The following is a 6,475-nucleotide window of genomic DNA, read 5'->3' on the forward strand; positions in this document are numbered from 1 at the left end:
GTGCAGTAATGTATTTAGCTTATCGATACTAATAGGTCGAGGACTTGACCAAGATAAATGATGGAATTAAATGATATGCAGTTTTCAGAGTATTAACTCTAAATTAAAGATTATGTGGTTATTATAGCAAAGAGGATACACCTGTTCCCATACCGAACACAGAAGTTAAGCTCTTTAGCGGCGATGGTACTTGGTGGGCAACTGCCTGGGAGAGTAGCACGTAGCCACGTAGTCTTTTTTTATTGTCTATAGACATAAATCCAAGACATTATAAATCCAAAAACACAATTTTATTTAAATCCAAATTAGGCCGTTGATATAATTTATATCAGCGGCTTTTATATATTACTCTATATGGTGGAGCTTTTAATCCTCTTCATTCGCCATATTATATCAATGTTGTATGTCTACGACCATAATGAAATTTATTTCATTGGTTTTGTCTGTTCTACGTTCGATCACAGCTACTTACAAAATTGATTTTCTTTATAGTTGACTTAAAATATGAATAATTACTTTTAGTTGTGTTTCTAGTAAATGTGTATTTAAGTATTTAGATTACCTTAAGTTTATGAAAATAAGTAAAAAGAATAAGAAAAGTGACTAAATCAAATATATGCATTATAAATACAGATATTAAAAATACATATATAATTAGAACTATTATCAAAAATATAGTTATTAAATTAACTTAAATTAATATATTTTAATTTAAATTTATTAGACTATTTATTAATAAAAAACAATGTTACATTATATAACCAACATTCGTAATTGTTATATAATGTAAAATAAATTTACTTTTGATATAATATAGGTGAATAGAAAATTCTTTAGAGGGGTATTTTATGAAAAAACAGATTTATATAATATGTCTTACTATATTCTGTGGATTATTAATAGTAGGATGTAGTAGTGACAATTTAGGTGAACAAGATAATAAAAATGAAACTGAACAAGCTCAATTTAATAAAGATATAAGAGAATTTTATGAACCTATAGTTTTAGTTGAAAATGAAGACTTAAAAATAAGTGCTATTAGTGTTCAATATTTAAATGATTATGGTGTAATTGAATTGATCTTAGAAAATAAATCTAATAAATTAGTTTCAATAAGTTTAGATAAGCTATTTTTTAGTGGTATAGAAATAGAAGCATTGATTTCATGTGATATTCCCCCGAAATCTAGTTCAAATGAATATATATACATAGAAAGTATAAACTCATTAGAGGATTTTAATGATAAGATAGAAGGAACTTTTAATACATTAAATACAATTAAAGATAAGTATGATTTTATGTTTAAAGGATAAAGTAGATAGTTTATAAAATGACTTTGACATATTTGTAATAATTAAATTTAGGAAATAATATTGATCACAAGCAATTTATAGCAAATTAGATAAATAACCATGCTAAATTATTAAAAACACTTTGGTATGGTTATTTTTCAACTCTTATTATCACAAAGTAAGCTAATAAAGCTAAAAAATAAATTATAAAATTACTAAAGCTTTTACTAAAAAGTTTATAAATTTATTTAATACTAAAAATATCGATTTTATTTTAGGATAGGTGATATATAGAAACTTTTTATAAATGTTCTTATAGATAAAGTTTATTTTAAAATGAGTAATGGGGATAGAGCTTGTACAGTAAAAATAAACTCTAAAACTAGATTAATTTATAATTAACTTTATGCTAGTTAAATAAGAACTTTTAATTTATATTATATATCTATAAATCGATTTTAGGATTCATAGGATCTATTTGTACATGTTTTAGATATTATTATATATTAATAACCATATAAATAATTTATCTCTTGAGTATTATTATATTTATACCATAAAGATTTATTAGTTCTTCTTTCATATACATTCCTTATTAAGCTTTTATTTGATATTAATATGTTCTTATTATTATCTAGTGATTTATATCAAAATTTGTAGCTAAATCCATTATATATTATTGTATTTAATTGATTACTATTGGCATCAATAAAAAATAAGTAAGAGCACAATGATATAATCTAACTTAATTTTATTTTATTTATCAACTATGGTATATTAATTGATTACTCTATAAAACACGGTATATATTGAGATATCATAATTAAGTTTTATACAACTTAAGTCAAAGAACTTATAAAGTTTTTTAGTTTTATTTAATAGTAACCTAAAATGTATTCCATATGTATAATATCTATTTAGAGTCTATGCCATATAGGTATATTTTATTAGTTTGATTAAATCAAGTATAATTAGTTTTTATATCAATAATATCAAATTAAGAATAACTATGAATTAGAGCTCCTACTTGGTTTTTACGTATTTAAATTAGTTATATTATACAATTATATAATGCAATCATTTATTCTTGAGTATGAGTGCTTTACTATAAATATATATATACTATCAAAACATATAATAGATTCTGTTACAGAGTTTAAAAAAATATTTGTAAACCTTGAGAAGTTGTATTGAAATATTATTTTTCAACTTACTTATTTGATGTTCTGAAAAAGTTGCATATATTAAATCTAATCAAGCTTATAGTGTTACATGTGAAACATAATAAATAATTTTTGTTCCACTTGATAGCTAACCTTTTTTATATCTATATATTTCTAATATCTCTAATAGTTTTTAACTTAATACTTATAATATTTAATTTTAAGAATTTAACTCATAGTTTTTATATATTTTTTAACTTTCTTTGCAATTGTGTATACTCTAATTGGAACTAAAGAAATAATAAGTTTTTTTAAATGGCTATGTTTTAGATAAATGTTGAAAATGGATATTTTCTAGTCTATAGGATATACTATAGATATATCAATGTTTCGGAGGTTATAGTATGCCAAGTATAAAGTCTATATTAACAGATATACAAACATTACCATTAAATCAAGTAGAGGAATTATTATCATACTTAGAAGAATTTATTGTATTAGGTTCTCAAGTAGGACAAGTATGCGAAGAAGTTAAAGAGTTTAGATTTTCTAAGGGTAAAGTATGCCCTCATTGTACTTCTGAATCAATTTCAAGAAACGGTAAATACAATGGTAAGCAAAGATATATCTGTAAAGATTGTAGAAAGACTTTTACTGATTTTACAAACTCTGCAACATATAGAAGTAAGAAATCTTTAGATAAGTGGCTTAAATATGCTAAATGTATGATTATGGGATTATCAATAAGAAAGTCGGCTAAAATTGTAGGCATTAACATAGCGACAAGTTTCTTTTGGAGACATAAAATACTTGATTGTATAAGTGATTTTTTAGGTACTGGACACGTTGATGGAGTAATAGAAGCAGATGAAGTATTTTTTGCTGAGAGTTTCAAAGGCACAAGAACTGCCAATATGCCAAGAAAATCTCGTAAAAGAGGTAAAGAGATTAAAAAGAGAGGTATATCTAAAGAGCAGATTTGTGTTGCTACAGCTTTAGATAGACAGGGAAATTTAATAATAGAGCCTTTATGTAAAGGTAGAATGACACATAAAGAACTTGAAAGACTCTATAAAGGACATATAGGAGAAAGTTCTATATTATGCACAGATAGCCATAAATCATACATTAAATTTGCTTCAGACTTCAATTTAGACCATAAACGCATAAAGACAGGTAAGCATAAAGAAGGTATTTACCACATTCAACACATCAATAGCCTTCACAGTAATTTGAAAAAATGAATGGGGAGATTTAACGGTGTTGCAAGTAAGTATATCTCAAACTATATGCAATGGTTTAAATGGCTAAGAGTATTTGAAACTGACAGAGATTCTATTAAAACTAAGAATTTTATTGTACAAAGTAATGTGGCATACTCTTATACGAAGATAAAGGATTTTAAATTGAGAACACCAGAGTTTATGTAATTGGTGATAAATTGGTAAAAATAATGCTATAATAAAAACAAGTACGCAATTATTATATATTGTGAAGTTGATAATTTATAAATAAGGGGGAGTGTAAAATGGCTGGATTGATAATTAGTATTTTAGTTGGGTTATTAGGGATAATATTGAGTATTTGTGTTAAAAAATATAAAATGACAAGTTTAATAGCAGGATTTAATCCTAAAAAACATGATGAAGAAAAAATGGCTAAAATAGCAGGAGACAATCTGTTCTTAGTAGGATTAGTTATTATATTTTTTGCAATAATTAGAGTAGTTGTTCCAGAATACGAAAATATAATTAATACGGCAGAAAGTATTAGTGTAGTTGCTTTAGTGATTAAAATAATTTATTGCACTAATAAATATGGATTGAAAGAAAATTAATATAATGTGAACAAAAAGTAGGGATATGTCAGTCGATATACCTCTACTTTTTTGTTATTCAAATTGATTCTAATATCAACACTGTATTAAAACATAGCCTTTTAAATATATATGTTCTAATGATAATTCTATATTATAAAATCCTTTTATTATCTATGGTACTTTTAAATAATACAACGTAATAGCTTTAATTGATGAAGTATTTTAATTAAAACTTATATATATAAATTTATTTAATATATGGGGAATAGTGATTTCTTCTTAATATGTAAAATCAATATTTTTCTTATAATATGCCTTTATGAAAAGCATTAATTTAAATGATAATGAAATAAATGTAATATAGAACTAGAGCAATTGGTTATGTATGTTATAGATAAATACATGAATTAGGTCTAAAAATAATATTTCAGATAATACAAAGAGTGGAAGATGAAAGTAAACAATATAATCTAAAATTTCAATTAATATTTACTATAGATGAATATTTTTGGGATGGTTAATTTGTATAGATAAGTCATTGTATAGTGGAATTAAAGATATTACAGATAAAAACTATTATACTAACTCATTTTATATACTTGTATATCATAATATAAGCGTTTTTATGAACTAGGTCTAAAAGCTATATACAATGATTTAAGCAATGTATGTTATATACCATATATAGAGTTATAGGATAATCTACCAGATAAACTATAAGACTTGAGATGGTAATAGGATATATGAAAGAATAATTAATATAATATGATAGCATAAATGACTATGTGATAAATATCTTATATGTATTTTTCTGGTTCTCTATATAAGGAACAATTTGACCTACATGTATTAGAAATAAAGGTCCAATTTTAATAAAAATTGAAAAAATATGAGAATAACAGAATATTTAGTTGCTATTATAGGTAAATTTAGTAATAAAAAATAGTTAGTTCTTTAGGTAGAGTTAAGTATAGATAAGCTTAAGTAGAATGTAGATAATTTTATGAAAAGTAGATTATCATGGGATATAATGCTCTATAGTATGCTATGTGAATAGGATTAAGATTTATTATATTGACTTAGGTGAGTGTACATAATTTTATGATATTCCATAATTCACAAATATATAATTTATATAATGTATATGAAGCAGATACTACTGATATTATATAAAAAATAAAATATTTGAAATTATAAAGATGTGTTGATTTGTCTGGAGAAGGTATCAGAAGAAATTATGAAAGAAGCAAGAAAATATAAGTTTTATAAATGAAGATAGAAGGTACATATTATTTGCATTTAAATAGATTTTAAATAAAGAAAATGTTAATTTATTTAAAAGCTTAAATTTATCAAAATAAATAGGCATTTTAATTTATATATAAGTAGAAGGAATATTAGATTAAGATTTATATAATCTTTAAAATAAAGAATAGTATATATGTAAATATTTAAATAATAATAAGATTTTTTGAGGAAAGGTATATCTTAAAATTTTATATATGGATAGTTAAAAGGATATATACCAAATTAAGTTTTCTTAACAACTGTATTTATATAAGTATTAAGTTTTAGTAGTTTATTTTATATTTTGAAATATTAAAGCTTTTAGAATATGAATATAAAGAGTTTATTTCTATAACATATATATCAATAGAATATGAGAATATATTAACTTGATTAAATAAAATAAATATAAGAGCTGAATGTAATAAGGAACAATAGATTATCATTAGATAATGATTAAAAATATGAAATGATAGAATGTAAAATGAAGCTTAATGCTAAAAAATATAAATATTTATATCGATGAAAATTAATTATATTATAGCTAAATTTATTATAATAATTAAAATATACTATGAAAAATATATAAAATTTTTTTGTTGATAACTATGATATAAATGTGAATAAAAATAGATTGTTTATGTAATATTAAGCTATGTAGTATGTGGATTATGTTAATAACTTTAAAATGTTAAAATATAGAGTAAAATATTTCTAAAAAAAATATTAAAAAAGTATTGACGATATAAAAACAGGATGGTATAGTTATACTTGTCCTTAAGGAAAGGGCAACAAAGAGAAAATAACTTAAAAAAATAAGTTGACAAAGAAAAATAACTTTGATAAACTTAAGAAAGTTAAAAAATGAACTTTGAAAATTAAACAGTAGGTTAATTTATAGAATTGAAACTAAC

Annotated in this window: 2 protein-coding genes, 1 rRNA gene and 1 pseudogene; all 4 read left to right on the plus strand. The window is 22.9% G+C overall.

All coding sequences use genetic code 11. From position 1 onward, the window contains the following. The first annotated feature begins 113 nt into the window (after positions 1–113). The 4 genes and pseudogenes from rrf (at position 114) to Q5F54_RS09370 (ending at position 4,292) form a co-directional block, all read left to right on the plus strand. Positions 114–230, plus strand: a 5S ribosomal RNA gene (gene rrf, locus Q5F54_RS09355). 618 nt (positions 231–848) lie between these two features. After that, on the plus strand, positions 849–1,313 hold the full coding sequence (locus Q5F54_RS09360) for a hypothetical protein (RefSeq protein ID WP_071121465.1): 465 nt from the start codon (positions 849–851) through the stop codon (positions 1,311–1,313). 1,546 nt (positions 1,314–2,859) lie between these two features. Further along, a pseudogene (locus Q5F54_RS09365) lies at positions 2,860–3,885 on the plus strand (IS1595 family transposase). A gap of 98 nt (positions 3,886–3,983) precedes the next feature. Next, positions 3,984–4,292 carry a DUF3784 domain-containing protein gene (locus Q5F54_RS09370; RefSeq protein WP_281537858.1) on the plus strand — a complete coding sequence of 103 codons (309 nt, stop codon included), beginning with the start codon at positions 3,984–3,986 and terminating at the stop codon, positions 4,290–4,292. Positions 4,293–6,475: the final 2,183 nt, after the last annotated feature.

The organism is uncultured Romboutsia sp., from assembly GCF_958366745.1.
Lineage (GTDB): Bacteria > Bacillota > Clostridia > Peptostreptococcales > Peptostreptococcaceae > Romboutsia > Romboutsia timonensis.

What these genes read in the sequence shown, in the direction of transcription:
- Q5F54_RS09360 (WP_071121465.1), top strand. Translation starts at nt 849, where the DNA reads ATGAAAAAACAGATTTATATAATATGTCTTACTATATTCTGTGGATTA.
- Q5F54_RS09370 (WP_281537858.1), top strand. Translation starts at nt 3,984, where the DNA reads ATGGCTGGATTGATAATTAGTATTTTAGTTGGGTTATTAGGGATAATA.